This is a genomic window from Saccharibacter floricola DSM 15669, assembly GCF_000378165.1.
GTDB classification, from domain to species: Bacteria; Pseudomonadota; Alphaproteobacteria; order Acetobacterales; family Acetobacteraceae; genus Saccharibacter; species Saccharibacter floricola.
This window is the reverse complement of the sequence record NZ_KB899337.1, coordinates 121,076-139,246: the sequence shown is the minus strand read 5'-3', so window position 1 is coordinate 139,246 and position 18,171 is coordinate 121,076. Positions and strand designations below refer to the sequence as shown.

Annotated in this window: 19 protein-coding genes; 12 read left to right on the top strand and 7 right to left on the bottom strand. The window is 52.3% G+C overall.

The genetic code is table 11. The features are described from left to right. Nucleotide 1 precedes the first annotated feature (1 nt). From pheS to rpmI, 3 genes are all read right to left on the bottom strand, one after another. Nucleotides 2–1,072 carry a phenylalanine--tRNA ligase subunit alpha gene (pheS, locus tag F457_RS0106230; protein ID WP_018980280.1) on the bottom strand — a complete coding sequence of 357 codons (1,071 nt, stop codon included), beginning with the start codon at nt 1,070–1,072 and terminating at the stop codon, nt 2–4. Nucleotides 1,073–1,201: 129 nt separating this feature from the next. Beyond that, nucleotides 1,202–1,555, bottom strand: coding sequence for a 50S ribosomal protein L20 (rplT, locus tag F457_RS0106225; RefSeq protein ID WP_018980279.1), 354 nt, complete (start codon nt 1,553–1,555; stop codon nt 1,202–1,204). 17 nt (nt 1,556–1,572) lie between these two features. Then, entirely contained in the window at nt 1,573–1,773 is a 201-nt protein-coding gene (rpmI, locus tag F457_RS0106220) for a 50S ribosomal protein L35 (RefSeq protein WP_018980278.1), read from the bottom strand. A gap of 365 nt (nt 1,774–2,138) precedes the next feature. On the opposite strand from rpmI, the gene F457_RS0106215 reads away from it, so the two are divergent. Further along, entirely contained in the window at nt 2,139–4,595 is a 2,457-nt protein-coding gene (locus F457_RS0106215) for a membrane-bound PQQ-dependent dehydrogenase, glucose/quinate/shikimate family (RefSeq protein ID WP_018980277.1), read from the top strand. 179 nt (nt 4,596–4,774) lie between these two features. Then, nucleotides 4,775–5,050, top strand: coding sequence for a hypothetical protein (locus tag F457_RS12330; RefSeq protein WP_018980276.1), 276 nt, complete (start codon nt 4,775–4,777; stop codon nt 5,048–5,050). A gap of 88 nt (nt 5,051–5,138) precedes the next feature. Here the strand turns inward: F457_RS12330 and F457_RS0106205 are convergent, their stop codons facing one another. From F457_RS0106205 to hslV, 3 genes are read right to left on the bottom strand one after another with little or no spacing between them, the layout of a single operon-like run. Continuing rightward, nucleotides 5,139–5,576 carry a SufE family protein gene (locus F457_RS0106205; RefSeq protein ID WP_026294246.1) on the bottom strand — a complete coding sequence of 146 codons (438 nt, stop codon included), beginning with the start codon at nt 5,574–5,576 and terminating at the stop codon, nt 5,139–5,141. A 56-nt stretch (nt 5,577–5,632) separates the two neighbouring features. Continuing rightward, on the bottom strand, nt 5,633–6,949 hold the full coding sequence (gene hslU, locus F457_RS0106200; RefSeq protein ID WP_018980274.1) for an ATP-dependent protease ATPase subunit HslU: 1,317 nt from the start codon (nt 6,947–6,949) through the stop codon (nt 5,633–5,635). Continuing rightward, entirely contained in the window at nt 6,946–7,533 is a 588-nt protein-coding gene (gene hslV, locus F457_RS0106195; protein ID WP_026294245.1) for an ATP-dependent protease subunit HslV, read from the bottom strand. The genes hslU and hslV overlap by 4 nt, the downstream gene beginning before the upstream one ends. A gap of 339 nt (nt 7,534–7,872) precedes the next feature. Between hslV and F457_RS12325 the strand changes: the two genes are divergently transcribed. The 10 genes from F457_RS12325 (at nt 7,873) to nadC (ending at nt 16,857) form a co-directional block, all read left to right on the top strand. Then, entirely contained in the window at nt 7,873–8,307 is a 435-nt protein-coding gene (locus F457_RS12325) for a hypothetical protein (RefSeq protein ID WP_018980271.1), read from the top strand. A gap of 24 nt (nt 8,308–8,331) precedes the next feature. Then, a complete protein-coding gene (locus F457_RS0106180; RefSeq protein ID WP_018980270.1) occupies nt 8,332–9,075 on the top strand; it encodes an ATP-binding cassette domain-containing protein in 744 nt (247 codons plus the stop codon). Beyond that, nucleotides 9,072–9,944: a hypothetical protein gene (locus F457_RS0106175; protein ID WP_018980269.1), complete on the top strand. Its 873-nt coding sequence runs from the start codon at nt 9,072–9,074 to the stop codon at nt 9,942–9,944. The genes F457_RS0106180 and F457_RS0106175 overlap by 4 nt, the downstream gene beginning before the upstream one ends. Beyond that, nucleotides 9,941–10,576, top strand: coding sequence for a YdcF family protein (locus F457_RS12320; RefSeq protein WP_018980268.1), 636 nt, complete (start codon nt 9,941–9,943; stop codon nt 10,574–10,576). The genes F457_RS0106175 and F457_RS12320 overlap by 4 nt, the downstream gene beginning before the upstream one ends. A 71-nt stretch (nt 10,577–10,647) precedes the next feature. Continuing rightward, nucleotides 10,648–11,385, top strand: a complete 738-nt coding sequence (locus F457_RS0106165) for a lysophospholipid acyltransferase family protein (protein WP_026294244.1) — start codon at nt 10,648–10,650, stop codon at nt 11,383–11,385. A 39-nt stretch (nt 11,386–11,424) separates the two neighbouring features. Next, on the top strand, nt 11,425–12,501 hold the full coding sequence (locus F457_RS0106160; protein WP_018980266.1) for a hypothetical protein: 1,077 nt from the start codon (nt 11,425–11,427) through the stop codon (nt 12,499–12,501). Nucleotides 12,502–12,506: 5 nt separating this feature from the next. Then, nucleotides 12,507–13,382 (top strand): NUDIX hydrolase, encoded by an 876-nt coding sequence (locus F457_RS0106155; protein WP_026294243.1) that lies wholly within the window; start codon nt 12,507–12,509, stop codon nt 13,380–13,382. A 95-nt stretch (nt 13,383–13,477) separates the two neighbouring features. Continuing rightward, nucleotides 13,478–14,467, top strand: coding sequence for a quinolinate synthase NadA (gene nadA / locus F457_RS0106150; RefSeq protein WP_018980264.1), 990 nt, complete (start codon nt 13,478–13,480; stop codon nt 14,465–14,467). Nucleotides 14,468–14,515: 48 nt separating this feature from the next. Continuing rightward, nucleotides 14,516–15,985: an L-aspartate oxidase gene (locus F457_RS0106145; RefSeq protein WP_018980263.1), complete on the top strand. Its 1,470-nt coding sequence runs from the start codon at nt 14,516–14,518 to the stop codon at nt 15,983–15,985. A gap of 11 nt (nt 15,986–15,996) precedes the next feature. After that, on the top strand, nt 15,997–16,857 hold the full coding sequence (nadC, locus tag F457_RS0106140) for a carboxylating nicotinate-nucleotide diphosphorylase (RefSeq protein WP_018980262.1): 861 nt from the start codon (nt 15,997–15,999) through the stop codon (nt 16,855–16,857). Between the two features lie 3 nt (nt 16,858–16,860). Here nadC and gloB read toward each other — a convergent pair whose 3' ends face one another. Beyond that, complete coding sequence (gloB, locus tag F457_RS0106135) at nt 16,861–17,571, bottom strand: hydroxyacylglutathione hydrolase (RefSeq protein ID WP_018980261.1); 711 nt, start codon at nt 17,569–17,571, stop codon at nt 16,861–16,863. Between the last annotated feature and the right edge of the window lie 600 nt (nt 17,572–18,171).

The following is an 18,171-nucleotide window of genomic DNA, read 5'->3' as shown; positions in this document are numbered from 1 at the left end:
CTCAGAATCCTTCCGTCAGCGTAGCCGGTGAAAGCGCCGAAAAACCATAATGACGTAGCCAGCGCAGGTCACTTTCATAAAAAGAGCGCAAATCTGGGATACCGTTTTTCAACATAGCCAAACGCTCAATGCCCATACCAAAAGCAAAGCCCTGCCATTGCTGAGGGTCTAGCCCGCAATTGGCAAGAACGCGCGCATGCACCATGCCCGCACCTAAAACCTCAAGCCAATCTTCTCCAGCTCCAATTTCCCCCGTTTTCCTTGACCAACCAATGTCAATTTCCATCGAAGGTTCAGTAAAAGGGAAATAAGAGGCACGAAAACGCACCGGGAGATCAGGCTTGTCAAAAAACACACGTAAGAATTCAACAAGACATCCTTTAAGGTGCCCCAGCGTAATATTTTCTTCGACAACGAGCCCTTCACATTGATGGAACATCGGTGAATGGGTCGCGTCATGGTCAGCACGGTACGTACGCCCCGGCGCAATAATACGGACAGGAGCGCCTTCATCGAGCATGGTGCGAATCTGAACACCTGACGTTTGCGTCCGCAGCACACGCGGCTCCCCACCTTCTTGTTCAGAAGGCACATAAAACGTGTCTTGGTCTGTGCGCGCTGGATGATGGTCTGGCGTATTGAGAGCAGAAAAATTATGCCACTGCGTTTCAACATCTGGCCCCTCAGCCACACGGAAGCTCATGGCTGAGAAAATGCTCGTAATTTCTTCAATCGTGCGACTGATGGGGTGAATTTTACCAACCATAGGCATCGCCGGCGGTTGGGTAACATCAACTTTCTCGTCATTAAGACGTTTCTGAAGCGCTTCTTCTTCGATCTCTTGCCCGCGCGTTTCAATCAACACGGTCAGCTCATCACGCAATCGGTTGAGCGACTGTCCGCGCTCTTTACGCTCTTGAGGAGGGAATGTCCCTAATTGCCGAAGAAGCCCAGTTAACTTGCCAGAGCGCCCTAAAGTGCCAACACGCACTGCATCCCACTCAGCGCGAGTTTGCGCTCCTGCAAGAGCCTCGACAGTCTCGCTCTTTAATGTTTCGAGATCGTTGGCCATACCGCCTGTCTTTCACCACCATAAAAAACGGGCCACCCCGCATCTGCAGGGCAGCCCGCCAGTCACATCCCTCTTGAGAGCATTCCCAAAAGAGGGGAAGCCACCGTGACCCGTTGTAAGGAAGGAACCTTACAGAGCCGCTTGGGCCTTACGTACGATTTCTGCAAAGGCTTCTGCATCATCATACGCGATAGCAGCAAGCACCTTACGGTCAATCTCGATCCCTGCCTTGTTCAAACCATTGATGAAACGGCTATAGGTCAGGCCATGTTCGCGTGTTGCCGCACCAATACGCTGAATCCACAAGGAGCGGAAATCACGCTTTTTGTTGCGACGGTCACGATACGCATAACGCAGAGCTTTCTCAAGACGCTCCAGCGCAATACGATAGTTTGTTGAGGAACGTCCGCGATAACCCTTGGAGAGCTCGAGAACTTTTTTATGACGAGCGTGGGTGGTTACACCCCGTTTAGCACGTGCCATGGTCTGTTATCTCCTTCTCAAAGCCCGTAGGGCGCCCATTGTTTCACGGTGCGTGAATCCATAGGCGTCATGGCTTGAGAGCCACGGTTGCTACGCTTCATCTTCTGCGGGCGTTTGATCAGACCATGCTGCTTATTACCCGGACCGCACATCACTTTGCCGGTCGCGGACACTTTGAACCGCTTCTTAACCGAAGACTTTGTCTTCATCTTGGGCATTTTACTCTCCCTTATGATCACGAGCTACAATGTAAGGAACATTCTAGCCGCACGGCCGGGCATGCCACTTCGGGCCCGGACGCGTGCATAACTCGCGCGCTTATATCGGGAATAGCATATTTCCACAAGGGAGAATTCGTGGGACGCTCCTATGAGCTTAACAGTTTGTAAGAAACGCCCTATATGTGGCGCAACTTCTAGTCACAAGGTCATGTAATGTTTCCTTAATTATTGGATCGCAGACAGAGGATGCAGGACAAAATTAACCCTATTTTTTTGTCCTTTTTCCTGAGTTTGTGTTTAAACAAACATGAACCTGCTTTAATGAAGAGGCTAGGACTGTCATAAGTTTTAAGGCTTGCCCCATGTCTTCTATTTCCAAAACACGGGGGCTTTGGCCAGCGATTGCAGCACTTGTTATTGCAATCATTGGCCTTTTGCTGGCTATCGGCGGCGTTTGGTCCGCTATTGAAGGTGGCCCCCTTTATTATCTTATCAGCGGTATCGGCTTCTTGCTGACAGCCGCTTTGCTCTTCAAGCGAAACCCGGCTGGACTCGCGCTTTATGCGCTTATCTTGTTTGGCACGCTCATCTGGGCTCTTTGCGTCACCGGGTTGGATGTCTGGGGGCTACTCCCACGGCTTGATATCGTTCTCATTGTCGGGATCGTGCTTTTACTGCCTGTCATCTCCCGCCCTCTTGCTGCAAGTCGTGCTGCCACATTGCCGCTCTTAGGGGCCGTGGGCTTAAGTGCGCTGACGCTTGTCGTCTCTGCGTTCATGGATCCGCATGATCAAGAAGGGTCATTACCGACGACGATCGCTAATATGCACCCTGCGAACCCGGAGAATGTCCCTCCGGAAGAATGGCACGCTTATGCGCGCACGCAGGCTGGTCAGCGCTGGTCTCCGCTCACGCAGATTAACTCCAAGAACGTTGATAAACTCAAAGTTGCTTGGGTGATGCACACGCATGACCTGCCAGGGGCTCCTAATGACCCCGCAGAAGCAACCAACGAAGCGACACCAATTGAGTTTAATAACACGCTTTATTTCTGCTCAATTCACCAAAAGCTGTATTCTGTTGATGCGAAAACCGGCAAAACAAATTGGATCTTTGACCCTAAGGTTCAAATTAGGCCAACGTTCCAGCATCTGACATGCCGCGGTGTCAGCAAACATACGGCGCCTGCAAACCCTGTCAATTCAGATGGTCAGGCTGTCTCCCTTAATGATTGCGCCAACCGTATTGTGATGTTGGTCAATGATGGGCGCCTGCTTGAAGTGGACGCTGCCACTGGTCAGCGTTGCCATGGATTTGGCAATGATGGTGAAGTAGACCTTCGCTTCTCTCACCAGCCTTACACAACTTTGGGGGAATATGCGCCAACCTCACCGCCTGTCGTGACGGACAAATATGTCATCGTAAACTCGGCTGTGCGTGACAATGGGTCTATCAACCAACCTTCCGGCGCTACCCGTGCGTATGACGTTTACACAGGTAAGCTGGCATGGGTTTTTGATGCAGCCAACCCTGACCCTAACGAAATGCCAAGTGAAGAACATCCGCATTTCCACTCAAACTCTCCTAATTCATGGATCGTCTCCGCCTACGATAAAAACCTTAACTTGGTTTATATCCCTATGGGCGTTGGCACTCCTGATGAATGGGGTGGACATCGCTCTAAAGAAGCAGAACGTTTTGTTCCAGGGATCGTTGCTTTAAACGCTGATACCGGGAAGCTGGCATGGTTCTATCAGACCGTCCATCATGACCTCTGGGATATGGATGTTCCTGCTCAGCCTACTTTGGTGGATATCACTCAAAAAGATGGCTCTCTGGTTCCCGCTATTTACGTGCCAGCCAAAGATGGTGACGTGTTCGTTCTGGATCGCCGGACAGGTAAAACGATTGTTCCAGCTCCTGAAGTTCCCGTTCCACAAGGCGCTGCTCCTGGCGATTACACCAGTCCAACACAGCCGACGTCTCAGCTGACATTACGCCCTAAAGCACCGATGTCGGACAAGGATATTTGGGGTGGGACGATCATCGACCAAATGTTCTGCAGCGTGTATTTCCACAGCCTGCGCTATGAAGGCCCTTTCACACCGCCTTCAACACAGGGCACGCTTGTCTTCCCAGGCAATCTTGGCATGTTCGAATGGGGTGGCCTCTCGGTTGATCCACAGCGTCAGATCGCTTTCATCAATCCGATTGCTCTTCCCTTTGTCTCTCAACTGGTTCCTCGTGGCCCTGACAATCCAACTTGGCCTAAAGGTGAAGCGAAAGCTTCCTCTGGGGAAACTGGGGTACAGCCTAATTACGGAACGCCTTTTGGGATTAACCTGCATCCATTCTTGGATCCAGTCTTGCTTCCATTGGGGCTCCCGGTTCCATGCCGCATACCACCCTGGGGGACTGTCGCAGGTCTAGACCTACGCACCAATAAGATTGTTTGGCAGCATCGTAACGGCACTTTCCGTGACTCTCTGCACGGATCATCACTGCCCATCCAGATGCCACCTATCAAAATTGGTGTGCCAAGCCTTGGCGGCCCATTGTCCACTGCTGGGAATGTCGCGTTCCTCACATCAACGCAGGATTACTATATCCGTGCCTATGATATGACGAACGGGAAAGTCATCTGGAAAGACCGTCTCCCTGCCGGGGCGCAGTCAACACCGATGACGTATTCCGTCAATGGACGGCAATATATCATTACCTATGCAGGGGGCCATGGCTCCTTCCTTAGCAAAATGGGCGACAGCCTTATTGCTTACGCATTGCCAGAGGAAAAAACTGCACAGGATGCTCATCATTAAGTCTTCTTAGCTCGACATAATGTATGTGCGAAAAGGGGGGAAGCGTATCAGCGTTTCCCCTTTTTTATGACGCAGAGATGACAGAGGCTTAACTATTCATTCTCGCCCAAAATGGTTACAAAGGATGCAACCTGCCGTGGGCAGATCTATAAGATTTTTCTCTATAAGGAGAGATTATTATGATGTTCCGTCGTTTTGCTTTTGCTGCTCTTGCTCTCAGCACAGTCGCGGGCCAAGCAGCTCTTGCCCAAGGCTCTGCTCAACCTTGCCGTGATGCGAAGGGCAAGTTCACGAAATGTGAACAGAAGAGCAAACCAGCTCCTTGCCGTGATGGAAAAGGGAAATTCACAAAGTGTGATAAAAAAGGCGCTAAAAAAGCCAATATGAAATCCGACATGCCAATGAAGCGCGGCATGCCTGATGCAGGAATGCCAGCGGATAATGGGGCACACTAAAACGCTCTGACGCTTACAAAAAACCCCACCCCTAATAAAGGAGGTGGGGTTTTTTATAGGGATATTACCAAAATCGAGAGAAAATATTTTACGCAGCAGCTCGTGCTCTAATCGCTTGAGCCATGGCTTCTACACCATTCCCACGATTGGTTGATAATGCTTGAACGAGCCCAAGCTCATGAAGAAAACTGGCATCTGTTGCCAGAATCTCTTCCGTCGTTCGGCCAGAATATACCCGTAGCAATAAAGCGACGAGCCCCTGAACAATCGCCGCATCAGAAGCGCCCGCAAAGAACAACCTCCCCTCCTGCTCCGTTGCTTCTAGCCATACTTGGCTCTGGCACCCAGGGACACGATGAGAATCATTTTGCCATTCTGAAGGAAAGGGCGGAATTTTCCGCCCAAGTTCAATGATATATTGATAGCGTTCCATCCAGTCATCAAAGAGAGACAACTCATCACCAATGGCTGCAATTGCTGAGGCTGCTTTATCTTCTTCTGGCGCCACAAAAGGTGGCTTAATCATCTCAGACACTCAAGAACTCCATCCCGGCATAATGTTTCAAAGGGCTTTTCCGCTTTTTATAAAATAAAGCGGCTCAAATCACCTTTCTGCATCAAAGGCGATACTTTCTCATGCACCTCTTGGGCCGTAATCCGCACGACCTCACCAGAGCGCTCTGACGCTGTGAAAGAAATATCCTCCAGCAAACGCTCCAACACTGTTGCTAAACGGCGGGCTCCGATATTTTCAACACGCTCGTTAATATCAGCCCCGAGCTCTGCTAAAGCATCAATAGCCGTCTCATCAAACTCTAAACGCACACCCTCTGTGGCCATCAGCGCTGTATATTGCTTCACCAACGAATGCTCAGGCTCAAGTAAAATACGCCGCAGATCGTCTCGTGTCAGAGCCGAAAGCTCAACACGAATAGGCAACCGCCCTTGAAGCTCAGGCAATAAGTCTGCCGGTTTCGCGATATGAAAAGCACCAGAGGCAATAAACAAAATATGGTCTGTTTTTAACGAACCATGCTTCGTCGTAACCGTTGTTCCCTCAATAAGCGGCAATAGATCACGCTGCACACCTTCACGGGAAATATCCCCCGTGCGCGCGCCCTGCTCCGAAGTTGCACAAACTTTATCAATCTCATCAAGGAAAACAATGCCATGCTCTTCAGTATGGGCAACAGCCTCTCGGCTAAGCGCCTCCTCGTCGAGAAGCTGATCCGCTTCCTCTCGCACGATGTGCTCACGCGCTTCAGCGACAGTCATTTTCTTCTCAACAGGCTCACGCCCCATCGCCCCGCGCATCACATCGCCCAAATTAACGACCTGCCCTGGAAGCATCGGTGGGAAGTCCCCTCCAGAAGAAGCAGACGATGCATCAGATAAGACTTCGATCTCGATCTCTTTCTCTTCTAGCTCGCCATCCCGCAGCATCTGTCTGAACTGCACGCGCACATCCGCTGTGGCCTCTTTACCCGCCAACGCCTCGACCAAGCGCTCTTCTGTCGCTTTTTCAGCTTGCGGCTGAACGTCTTTTATTTTTTTCTCACGCAGCATCGTGCGGGCAACATCAACAAGGTCGCGCACAATACTATCGACATCACGACCAACATAGCCGACTTCTGTAAATTTCGTCGCCTCAACCTTAAGGAAAGGAGCATTGGCAAGACGCGCTAAACGACGTGCAATTTCGGTCTTACCGCAGCCAGTTGGCCCAATCATGAGGATGTTTTTGGGCACGACTTCTTCACGCAGCCCTTCAGGCAACTGCGCCCGGCGCCAACGATTGCGCAACGCTACCGCAACAGCGCGTTTTGCCTCGTTTTGGCCGATAATAAAGCGGTCAAGCTCATGGACCGTCTGACGTGGAACAAACTCAACGACACTCATGAACGTTCCTCTTCCCCCTCACCTAGGGTTTCAATCCGCACGGAGTGATTAGTGTAAACGCAAATATCACCAGCAATCTTCATGGCTCGCCGCGCGATTTCTTTCGCGTCTAGCCCATCGACATCCATCAAGGCGCGTGCTGCAGAAAGCGCAAATTGCCCCCCTGAACCAATGGCAATAAGCCCATCTTCTGGCTCCAGCACATCACCATTCCCCGTTAGGGTAAACAAGCGGTTTTCATCAGCTACGGCCATCATCGCTTCAAGACGACGAAGATAACGATCAGTCCGCCAATCTTTGGCGAGCTCCACACACGCACGCTCTAGCTGGCCAGGGTGCCGTTCTAACTTGCCTTCCAGCCGCTCAAGAAGCGTAAACGCATCGGCCGTTGCGCCAGCAAAACCTGCAAGAATGGTGCCTTTAGGGCCAATACGCCGCACTTTACGCGCATTCCCTTTAATCACCGTTGAGCCAAGCGTGACCTGTCCATCTCCAGCCATCGCCACTTGCGATCCGCGTCGTACACAAAGGATGGTCGTACCATGCCAGCCGACCGGATCATGAGAAACAGTTTGATTCATCATACTCCTCCAAATTGGGCAGCCAGCCGCGTGAAGACAAGGCCTTCCTTGTCCGTTATGAGGCTATTGCCTTCAAAACCGTCACTTTCAATGCCATAGAAAGCCATCTAGCATGTTCTCTCCCCAGAGTAACGACACAACCCATCGCTTTCTTGACTACCTAAAGAGAGACAATCGCCTATCGAGATGCTAAACTTCGCCCATCAGGGAAAGTGCTCCCCTTTCATAAGGCGTTAACACAACGCTTCTTAAAGGGTTCTGAAACCTCTTGCCCTGTATGAAGACGTTATCCAACGCCCTTTTAGGGCTCTCTTGTTTGCATCACGATCAACGGGACTCTCAATGGACACGCCCTCCTCTACGGAACACACTTCTGACCCTAAGCCTGAACGTATGGTTGACCAACGACGCGCCCCATCACGGGTCGTCCCTATGGCTTTGTCGGTCGTACAGAATATTATCTGGGCCTTTGCCCATGCGCTCTCATGCTTTCTTCTTCAAATTACCGAGCTTTTCGCGCCATTTCTTCTGCTTATCGGCATTGCGTGGAGCCTTGTGCCCCATATTATCGGGATCGCGAATAGCAGCCTTAGCAATGCGACAAATGACCAACAGACAAAAGAACTGGTGGACCATGTAACACGTTCTTTCCCGACACAGATTGAACTTGCAGGCCGTATCCTCACCCCACATGGTCTTATTATGGATGGGATTCTCCTGATGGTTATCTCAGCCATTGCAGCCACATGTGCAACATGGCTTGGACGCCGGCTGTAACAACACAACGTACAGGTTTCTGTGATGATTGAGCTCCGTGATGTCATCTTACCGGTGGCGCCCTCACTCCTCAAAGAGAGGCGCCAACATCTCTCATTACAGCTCTCATCCGGTCAATTTTTCCGCGTTTGTGGCCCAGCTGGCAGCGGAAAAACAGCGCTACTGAACCTATTGGCCCTACGCTCCGCGTTTCAGGGCGGCCTCTCTCTCTTTGGCCATGCCATCACAACGCGCCTTTCCCACAAAACGCGCACTCTCATTCGACAGCGTATCGGCTATCTTGAGGAAGTCCCGTTTCTCTCTCCTCAGCTGACACTCTTTGAAAATATCGCTTTGCCTTTATCCATACAGAAGGCTGCCCGACGCGATATCATCCATGAAACAACATCTATCCTTTCATGGCTTTCTCTCGACCATTGCAGAGACCTTAAACCATCGAGCCTTTCCTCTTCGGAGCGTTTACGCGCTGCCTGCGCCCGTGCGCTCATTGCACGCCCCTCTCTCCTCCTCATTGAAGGAGACCCTATGTGCGCTGACCCAGAGCTCTGCTCACGTCTGCTTCCTGCTTTGGGGGATTTTATACAAAGTGGCACCACAATTGTGCTCACAACCCGCCATGCTGATACTTTTGAAGGCCTTCTTCCCACACCCTCCTTGTATTTACCCCATCAACCTAAACCGTCGTTCACAGAAAATGAGCCGTCATTTTTCTCTCCCCCTCAAGCAGAAGAATCGCCCCTCTCCGCACGCGAGTCTTTAATGCCATGAGACACGCCTCTTTAATGCGTCGCTGCTTGGCGCGTCCGCGTTTGCTCCTCCTGACCCTCTGCGCCGCCCTCAGCACAGTCGGAATGGGCCTTAGCCTCGCCAGTATGTGGGGTGGCACCTTCCTAGCCCAGCAATGGGATACAGGGCCGGCACGCATGGCGTTGATTCTCTTGCCAACAGAACACCCACCACCATCGGCAGAGCTGTTACAGCACTTTTCCGAAATCCCGGGGGCTTCTCATGTTCGTTCCCTCTCGCCTGCTGAGGTCAACACTCTCCTCACGCAATGGAACGCCCCTTGGCCAAGCCCTGTGCCCCCGATCATCGCCCTCAACTACACAGGCACTCCTTCGCGCCTTGAGCAAAGCGTAAAAGAAACGCTCCCTACCGCAACACTGATAGCGCCTCCCCAGCAACGCAGCTCTATTCCCTCTTTTACAGCCATTATTTATCCAGCTTCTCTGCTCAGTGCGCTCATTGGCACACTCACGTCCGGCGCTGTTTTGATTGCCAGTATTGTTCTGTCAGCGCAGTCTGCGCGCCTGACACAAAATGCTGATTTGGAGCTTCTTGCACAGCTGGGCTGCCCGTTACATCGTGCTTATTGGACGACCACTCTACGTTTTGGCATGTCCTGCTGCATCGGGAGTGTTTTAGGGCTCTTGCTTCTCTTCCCTATGCTTTACGCTCTCATGACTCTGTTAAGCCCTTTGATGCATAAAGCTCCCCCACAGGTCTCTTTATTGTTTGACGTGTCTCATCCTTCATGGCTCCATTTTTTATATCTTCTCCCGCTTTTCTATGCCGTGTTAGGATGGATGGTGAGCGAGTTTTTCTATTACACATCCCTACGGGCGCCTTTGCCATGATGTCCCGCCTGCGCTGGAAAACGATTTTTCTGACAAGCGGCCTCTCCATCATACTGCTTGTTGGACCTGTTGGCTTTTTGTGCTTTTGCCTCAATGCGGCTCTGCGCCCCCTCTCCCCGCCGGCACTCCCGCATTTAGCCTCCCCTCATGATGGGCTTGTTGTGCTCACTGGTGGAGAAGACCGCATCACTACAGCACTGCACCTCCTCCAAGACCATCCTGACCTTCCATTGCTCATCTCAGGTGTCGCTCCCCAGACCCATATGCAGCCAATTATCAAGCCGAAAATAACATCGTTCCCTTCTCATCTGCGTGAACAGATCACCCTCGGGCGTCGTGCGATCGGCACAGTTGGCAATGTGCGTGAGACTGAACAATGGGCGCACGACCATCACCTGACCCATATCGTCCTCATTACCTCAACCTACCACATGCCCCGCGCATTGCTGGAGTTCCACTATGTTGCGCCTCACCTAGACATGACACCGTATCCCGTACGCGCTCAATCACTCTCCCATCTCTGGAATAAGCGGACATGGGCTATCCTCACGCGCGAATATATAAAGCTCCTCGGTGCCATTATGCGTAGCTTTATGCACACTCCCCAACATCCTTACGACCTCACCCCATAGCGAGCTGATCATGAAACGCGTGATTTTTTACTTGCCTGCTTGATAGGTTTCAGGCCATGCAATCACGTATGATGAGCCTTGTTCGCGGTACGCTTTTTAATCTTTATCTTCTCCTTCTCACCCTCATTATGGGGATTGCGGCGTTTCCTATTCGCTTAAGCAATAAAGACGCTTGGGCCCTACGCTATGCCAAGCTCTGGTCTCGTGCCGTGCTTTGGGGATTACGCACACTCTGCAATATCCGGATCACACTAACCGGGACAGAGCACTTGCCCACAGGCCCCTTTCTCATCGCTTCTCAACATCAATCCTTCTTTGATGGTTTTGTGTGGATGAATGCAGTGCCCTTACCGGCCTATGTTATTAAGCAAGAGCTCACTAAGATCCCTCTCGTCGGCCCTATGCTGTTGTTAAGCGGGATGATCCCCGTTAATCGTACCGGAGGCTCTCAAGCTCTCCGCACGCTGATGGAACGTGTCTCACACGCCCAAGAACGCGGACGGCAGATTATCCTCTTCCCAGAAGGTACACGCACGAAGCCCGGCGAGCGCGTTTCGCTCCAAAACGGGATTGTCGCTCTCGCACGCCAAGCAAAAACACCCATTATTCCCGTTGCAACAAATTCCGGCTTGTTTTGGCCACGCTCCCCATGGCGTAAATATCCCGGCACGTTAATCATCGCGATTGGAGAGCCCCTGCCCACTTTACGTGGACGAATGCTCATTCCAGCGATTGAACACGCGTGGGATAAACTCTCTGACACCCACGCCCTTCCCCGTGATAGAGTCACACAAGACCCTCCCTCCTAACGTCAGTATGGCCCTTCATTGAGAGACTCTTCTGCCCCCATGTCCTGCTTACGGCTTGTGTTACGACACTACCCAGCACGCCTTATGACGCTCACGCTCGGCCTGCTTGTCGCACTCACACTGCTTGATGTCTGGGCTTATCGTCTCGCTACCAAGCATATGGAGCACCAACTCGCACTCTTCCAAGAGAACTGTCGTTCCAACGCTATAACGCTCTCCATCGGGCACGTCACACCGCAAGGCTGGCCATTTGGGGCTGGGCTTTCGCTCTCTCATATTCAATTTCACACGCAGCATGACGCTCTACAGATCGGGGGTGCGAGCACATCTGTCCAGTTGGGCGGTTCATGGGCCACATGGCTCCTCAATGCGCTACAGCACCGCTCCCTCCCATTATTAAGCAACGGCGAAACGATCCTCCGTTTTGTCGCTCATGAGCGCGACCTCACGATACATCTCCATAAGCTACATCTCACCTCAAAGCGTCATGCAACTCATAGCACAGCGGCTCTTTCCCTCGGTGATGCCCGCTTTACGTCCGAGCAAGCTGAGCTCTCCGGTGCCCTTAACACCCTCAGCGGGAAAATTTACTGGAATACACACCCCTCTTTGACAGACAGCGCCCTCGCTATCGACCTCAAAGCATTACAGCTCCATCTCAACCATCCCAACATTCCGCTACACCACCCTTTAACGCAGCTTCACGTCGTCGCTGCTTTGCCGGGATGCCACCCCTTCTTGCTGGACACGCTTACCAAGAGCTGCATTCTCCGTCTGCATGAGCTGAGCGCAGATCTACCGCTCCTCGACTCCTCTCCTCATGTCTCTCTTGGTGGAAAGATCAGCATTCCTGAAGGGGATGGTGCCGTTACCCTTCAAGTCACCCATTGGCGTAATAGTGCCTTACAGATTCTTGAACGCCCCGAAGCACAGCAGCAGCTCTCGCCTGCTATGCTGGAATTTTTTCAGCGTGCTCTCACACCGCCTTCATCGTCTGTCACCATCCCGACTGAACGTCCCCTCAGCATGAGCGTGGCGCTCAGCCATGGCCTGCCGACTGGCCTCAACGCCGAAAAACTACGTATGATTCAACGTTTTCTTCCGCACACACCATGACAACCATGCCAGACAACCCTCTCTGCACGATTGATCTCGTCACTATTCTCATCACGATGGGCGAAGAAGCCCCCACCCTTCTAACCCTTAACCAAGGTCAGGAACTCCCCTCCGGCCCATTAACGAACCGACATTCGCTGCAAAAAGGGCTCCATCGTTGGGCCGAGCAACATACAGGCTGCAGCATCGGCCATATGGAGCAGCTTTATACCTTTGCTGATCAACCACTACCCAATACACAGCACCAGCTTATCCGTATTTCTTATCTTGCTTTAGCGAGGATCACCAATCCCGAGGGGTTCTCTCTACAATCACTCTACACCTATTTCCCGTGGGAAGATCGACGCACCCCAGCCACCAATAGCCAATTTAAAGAACTACGCACTCATATCACGTCTTGGGCGAGCCATGATCCAGAACGCCTAACGCGCGCAATCCCAGCCTTTGGTCTTAATGGCCTCCCTTGGGATGATGAAAAAGTCCTCGATCGTTACGAACTGCTATGGGAAGCGGGACTCGTCGCTAAATCCCTCCCAACATCAACGCGCAAGACCGATTCTTCTCAGATATCGTTTGATAATCGGCGCATTCTTGCCACAGCCCTCTCACGGCTTCGGGCTAAAATCCGCTATACGCCCATTGTTTTTGAACTCTTGCCTCATGCTTTTACGCTTTTGCAGCTCCAGAAGGCGATGGAAAACCTCTCTGGTCGGCCTATGCACAAGCCCAATTTCCGCCGCCTTGTCCTCCATCAAAAACTCGTTGAAGAAAGCGGCGAACGTGATGCAAGCGCGCCCGGACGTCCTGCTAAGCTCTATCATTTTCGCCCAGAAGCAGCGACCTCTTGTTACCTCAGCGGGGCCATGCTTCCGCTGGATTAACGCGCTTTTAATCTCTCTTTTTCTAGAAACCCTTTTCTTATGCGCTCTTTTATGCTCATACTGAGTATAAGAACATTCATAAGGATTTCTCTATTATGGTGCAGGCCACCGTCGCTCTTCCGTCACGTGATGATCTCTATCGTCCGGTTTCTTCCCTCATGGCGCGGGAAGATTGGGAGCAGCTTTTTGCTGATGACATCGAAGCCATCCTCGCGCTTAAACATAAGCATGATGCTGTCATTTTGGCCCATAATTACCAAACGCCAGAGATCTTCCACGGTGTCGCCGATATTCGTGGAGACAGCCTCGCCCTAGCGCGTGAAGCACAAAATATTAAACAACAGGTCGTCCTTATGGCTGGGGTGCATTTCATGGCTGAAACCGTGAAAATGCTGAACCCAGAGAAAACCGTGCTCATCCCCGATGAAATGGCCGGCTGCTCCCTCGCTGAGGGCATCACAGCGGAGAATGTTCGCACACTCAGAGCACGCCATCCCGGTGTTCCCGTCGTCACCTACGTCAATAGTTCTGCTGCTGTAAAAGCCGAAACGGACGTGTGTTGCACCTCGGGGAACGCCCGCCGCGTTGTTGAAAGCCTTGGTGTGCCCGAGGTTATTATGATCCCAGATGAATATCTCGCTCGTAATATTGAAAACGAAACGGGTATTAAAATGCACACATGGTCGGCACGCTGCGAAGTGCATGAGCGCTTCACCCCACCAGAGATCCGCCAATATCGGCGCATGCATAAAGACAGCCTCCACGTCATTGCTCACCCAGAATGTGCACCAGAAGTCGTTGCTGAAGCCGATCACGCAGGCTCTACAGCGAGTATGATCAGCTATATTGAGAATAATCATCCTGATAAGGTGTTGCTCATTACTGAATGCTCTATGAGCGATAACCTTTCGACGATGTTCCCAGACACGCAGTTTGTACGTCCCTGCAATCTATGCCCTCATATGAAGCGCATTACGTTAAAGAACATTCGTCGGTCGCTGGAAACAATGAGCACAGAAGTCACCATCGCCGCTGAGCATCAAGAGCCTGCTCGTCGTTCCGTCGAACGGATGCTCGCCCTCTAACCACCCTCTCCAGAGGCCCCCTCTGGAGAACATTGAGGCAGACCTCCTATGACAGATCCGCTCCTTTCTTCCTACACAGGCTGGCCCGTCATTATTGGCTCCGGCTTAGCGGGCCTGTCTGTGGCGCTCCACCTCAAACAACCATGCGTGCTGCTCTCTCCTCACTCCAACGGTGAGGGCTCCTCCACCCAGCTCGCCCAAGGCGGAATGGCTGCGGCCATTGGGCCGGATGATACCCCTGAGGATCATGCACGCGATACACTCCGCGCAGGTGCTGGTCTTTGTGATGAAGCGATCGTGCGAGCGATCACGCAAGCCGGCCCCTCTGCTGTTGAAACGCTCCTTCGCTGGGGTGTGCCGCTTGCTCGTGATGAATCGGGCTCTCTCGCCCTTCATCTCGAAGGGGCGCATAGCCGACCGCGCGTTGTTTATGCAGGAGGCGATCAAAGCGGTGCTTATATTACCTCTTCATTGTGGGAAAAAGTACGCGCAACATCGCGCATTCATGTGCTGACAGGCCAAACTCTCGAAGGGCTCCATCATGAAGATGGGTTACTGCGTGGGGTGTGGGTGTCCGGCGGATTTATCCCCACACAATGCTGCATTCTCGCCACTGGGAGCTGTGGCGGGCTCTATCGCCACACCACTATCCCTCTGAGCAACAAAGGGATGGGCATCGCCCATGCTGCCTTGGCCGGGGCACGTTTGGGAGATATGGAATTTACGCAATTCCATCCGACCTCCCTAGCGGCTGGCCCAACACAAACACGTCGCCCTCTCATTAGTGAAGCCGTGCGTGGCGCTGGTGCCCCTCTCGTCTTAGAAAATGGCGAACGCTTTACCAAAGAGCTGGCCCCTCGTGATGTCGTTAGTCGTGCGATCGCCGCTCAACTGAAAGCCGGTCATCAGGTTTATCTTGATGGGCGTCATTTCAAAGGCCGCCCCTTCAGCGCCCGCTTCCCTGCTATTACCAAAGCCTGCCATGCAGCGGGGTTAGACCCAGACACGCAGCGCCTCCCCGTTAAACCGGCCATGCATTACCATATGGGCGGTATCGCTGTTGACCATCATGGCCGCAGTTCCCTCCCAGGATTATGGGCGAATGGTGAAGTGGCCTGCACAGGGCTACACGGCGCGAACCGTTTAGCGAGCAACTCTCTCCTTGAGGCGCTCGTCTGCGGGAAATGGATTGCCGAAGATATTGACGCGCACAGCACGCCTTTCATCCCACTCAGCGCGCCAACGCCGCGCGTTCCTTTCTTGTCTCCCACATGGACACTAAACGATCTGATGGAAGAGCAGGCGGGAATTTTGCGCCATGAAGACGGATTACGCGCCCTGTTAGAAAAAGCACTCCCGCTAGCGCGCCATTATGGCCCAGCTCTGACTGCCTCCTTTATCGCTTGGGCTGCCCTTCATCGCACAGAGAGCCGTGGCAGTCATTGGCGTGAAGACGCTCCAACAAGCCGCTCTCCCCAGCGCCAAAGCTGGACACTTGTCGATCTCCCCTCTGCCTGAAAGCTTCACTCATGACCGCTGCCCTTTTCCTCCCCGACCTTCTTTGGGAACCCCTCGTCACCACCGCTTTGCGTGAAGATTTTGGGACAGGCGGGGATGTCACCACCCAAGCACTCCTTGGTCATCAAAAAACACTTCGCGCTGTCTTCCGAGCGCGCCATCATGGTGTCCTTGCGGGACTACCCGGTGCCCACCTCGCCTTTCATGCGCTTGACGGAGCTACGCACTTTACACCCCTTATGGCAGAAGGAGCGATCATTAAACCCGGTGATGCTCTGGCCACAGTTGAGGGCTCTGCCGCTGCTATTTTGGGAGGTGAGCGTGTCGCTCTTAATCTGCTCTCCCATCTGAGCGGGATTGCCAGCACAACAGCAGCCATTGTTCATGCGGTGAAAGGCACAGGCGTTGATGTCTGCTGCACCCGCAAAACCCTTCCCGGTTTACGCGCCGTGCAAAAATACGCCGTGCGTGCTGGTGGGGGAAGCAACCATCGTCATCGGCTGGATGACGCGATTATGCTCAAAGACAATCACATTGCCCTGCTCGGTGGTACGATTAAGGAAGCCCTGAAAGCGGCTCGCGGGCGGGCCGGGCATTTGATGAAGATCGAGCTGGAAGTGGATGCCCTTGAGCAGCTTGAAGAAGCTTTGTCATGCGGTGGAGCTGATGCCTATCTTCTGGATAATATGGACCCCGACCAACTCCGCCGCGCGGTTTCCATGATCAATGGTCGTGCCATTGCCGAAGCATCAGGAGGCATCACCCCCGATACAGCGCGCTCTAAGGCTGAAACTGGGGTTGATGTCCTCTCCCTCGGCTGGCTAACTCATAGCGTCACCGCTCTTGATATCGGCCTTGATATCGACGCCTGATTGTTACGCTTGATCTTTCAGGTGGCGCCAATGAGCGAGTTCCTCAACCGTGCGCGCCTGAAGGAACGGGTTTGTCTCTCGCTCCACTTTTAACGCGACAGGCAAGGTGGGCTTCCCCTGCTCCCGAAGCGCTTTTACCTCCCGATAGCGCTGCTGAAAAGCGTCATTAGGCTGCGCTGTATGAGCCGCAATAAAAGCTAGGTTCGCCTCTGTATATTCGTGCCCTGCGCAAACCAATGTGTTATCCGGTAAGGGATCATAAAGACGTAAACTCGCGAACATCTCCGCCGCTGTGCCGTCAAATAAACGCCCACACCCCCCACTAAAGAGCACATCACCTGTGAATAAAGCCGGCACGTCGGGCTGTACATAGGACACATGGCCTTCCGCATGACCTGGCGTGGAAAGAACATCAATCTTGACCCCAGCAAATGTCAGCTGCTCTCCCCCTTTTACCGCCGTATCGACAGAAGCTGCGACATTATCTGGGCCGTAAATCATCGCGCCATAAGCCTGCTTCAGCGCATCAGCCCCCGCTGTGTGATCACTATGGTAATGGGTGAGAAGAATAGCATCTAACCGTCGATCTCCTAGCGCCTTACGCACAGGCTCTGATTGACCAGGGTCGACAACAATAGTTCCTCCAGCTTCCGAGTGGAGAAGCCACGCATAATTGTCTTTCAAAACAGGAACAGCTTGAATCTTAATATCCATAATATAGTGTCCTTTCTTTCATTATATCCATGCTCACGTCACCGTTTTCCCACGATAATCGCGGTTCATCTTTTGTGCAGAACATGCATGACGATCAAAATATTGGAGTTCTGTTTACGCACAGAAAAGAGCATCATTTTGAACGATGATACCCCTGCTCGGCCATAACTGACTTCTTGCCGAAAGGTTAGACAGACGGCGCATACCAAAGCCATCTCATCACTATCGCGTAGAGAGTGACCTCAAAGACCGCATGAGTAATAACATCTCACTATGCCACTCCCACTCATATTGATCAAATTCTGATGGCTGGTAGAGGTATCATACAGGAGTAACCTACGGTTGCCCTTCACTCGCCAGATGCTCAAAATCGTTCAAAGCAGCATTCAAACATTAAGACATATCACAAACCTGCTACAGCAACATCGCCCTACGCGCTTTAATCCATGATACAATCAAAACGGCAAAACAGCCACTATGAGATCATTGTTTATCACTCGCTTAAAATGTTAGTCTCTAAAGGGCCGTAGAAAAGGTCATTGCGTGACATATACGTCCCGGTTCATCTCCTTTTTGCCCTATATAGATGAAGAAAGCCTC

Excerpts from the sequence above, each read along its gene's own strand:
- pheS (WP_018980280.1), bottom strand. The coding sequence starts at position 1,072 with ATGGCCAACGATCTCGAAACATTAAAGAGCGAGACTGTCGAGGCTCTT.
- rplT (WP_018980279.1), bottom strand. The coding sequence starts at position 1,555 with ATGGCACGTGCTAAACGGGGTGTAACCACCCACGCTCGTCATAAAAAA.
- rpmI (WP_018980278.1), bottom strand. The coding sequence starts at position 1,773 with ATGCCCAAGATGAAGACAAAGTCTTCGGTTAAGAAGCGGTTCAAAGTG.
- F457_RS0106215 (WP_018980277.1), top strand. The coding sequence starts at position 2,139 with ATGTCTTCTATTTCCAAAACACGGGGGCTTTGGCCAGCGATTGCAGCA.
- F457_RS12330 (WP_018980276.1), top strand. The coding sequence starts at position 4,775 with ATGATGTTCCGTCGTTTTGCTTTTGCTGCTCTTGCTCTCAGCACAGTC.
- F457_RS0106205 (WP_026294246.1), bottom strand. The coding sequence starts at position 5,576 with ATGATTAAGCCACCTTTTGTGGCGCCAGAAGAAGATAAAGCAGCCTCA.
- hslU (WP_018980274.1), bottom strand. The coding sequence starts at position 6,949 with ATGAGTGTCGTTGAGTTTGTTCCACGTCAGACGGTCCATGAGCTTGAC.
- hslV (WP_026294245.1), bottom strand. The coding sequence starts at position 7,533 with ATGATGAATCAAACTGTTTCTCATGATCCGGTCGGCTGGCATGGTACG.
- F457_RS12325 (WP_018980271.1), top strand. The coding sequence starts at position 7,873 with ATGGACACGCCCTCCTCTACGGAACACACTTCTGACCCTAAGCCTGAA.
- F457_RS0106180 (WP_018980270.1), top strand. The coding sequence starts at position 8,332 with ATGATTGAGCTCCGTGATGTCATCTTACCGGTGGCGCCCTCACTCCTC.
- F457_RS0106175 (WP_018980269.1), top strand. The coding sequence starts at position 9,072 with ATGAGACACGCCTCTTTAATGCGTCGCTGCTTGGCGCGTCCGCGTTTG.
- F457_RS12320 (WP_018980268.1), top strand. The coding sequence starts at position 9,941 with ATGATGTCCCGCCTGCGCTGGAAAACGATTTTTCTGACAAGCGGCCTC.
- F457_RS0106165 (WP_026294244.1), top strand. The coding sequence starts at position 10,648 with ATGAGCCTTGTTCGCGGTACGCTTTTTAATCTTTATCTTCTCCTTCTC.
- F457_RS0106160 (WP_018980266.1), top strand. The coding sequence starts at position 11,425 with ATGTCCTGCTTACGGCTTGTGTTACGACACTACCCAGCACGCCTTATG.
- F457_RS0106155 (WP_026294243.1), top strand. The coding sequence starts at position 12,507 with ATGCCAGACAACCCTCTCTGCACGATTGATCTCGTCACTATTCTCATC.
- nadA (WP_018980264.1), top strand. The coding sequence starts at position 13,478 with ATGGTGCAGGCCACCGTCGCTCTTCCGTCACGTGATGATCTCTATCGT.
- F457_RS0106145 (WP_018980263.1), top strand. The coding sequence starts at position 14,516 with ATGACAGATCCGCTCCTTTCTTCCTACACAGGCTGGCCCGTCATTATT.
- nadC (WP_018980262.1), top strand. The coding sequence starts at position 15,997 with ATGACCGCTGCCCTTTTCCTCCCCGACCTTCTTTGGGAACCCCTCGTC.
- gloB (WP_018980261.1), bottom strand. The coding sequence starts at position 17,571 with ATGGATATTAAGATTCAAGCTGTTCCTGTTTTGAAAGACAATTATGCG.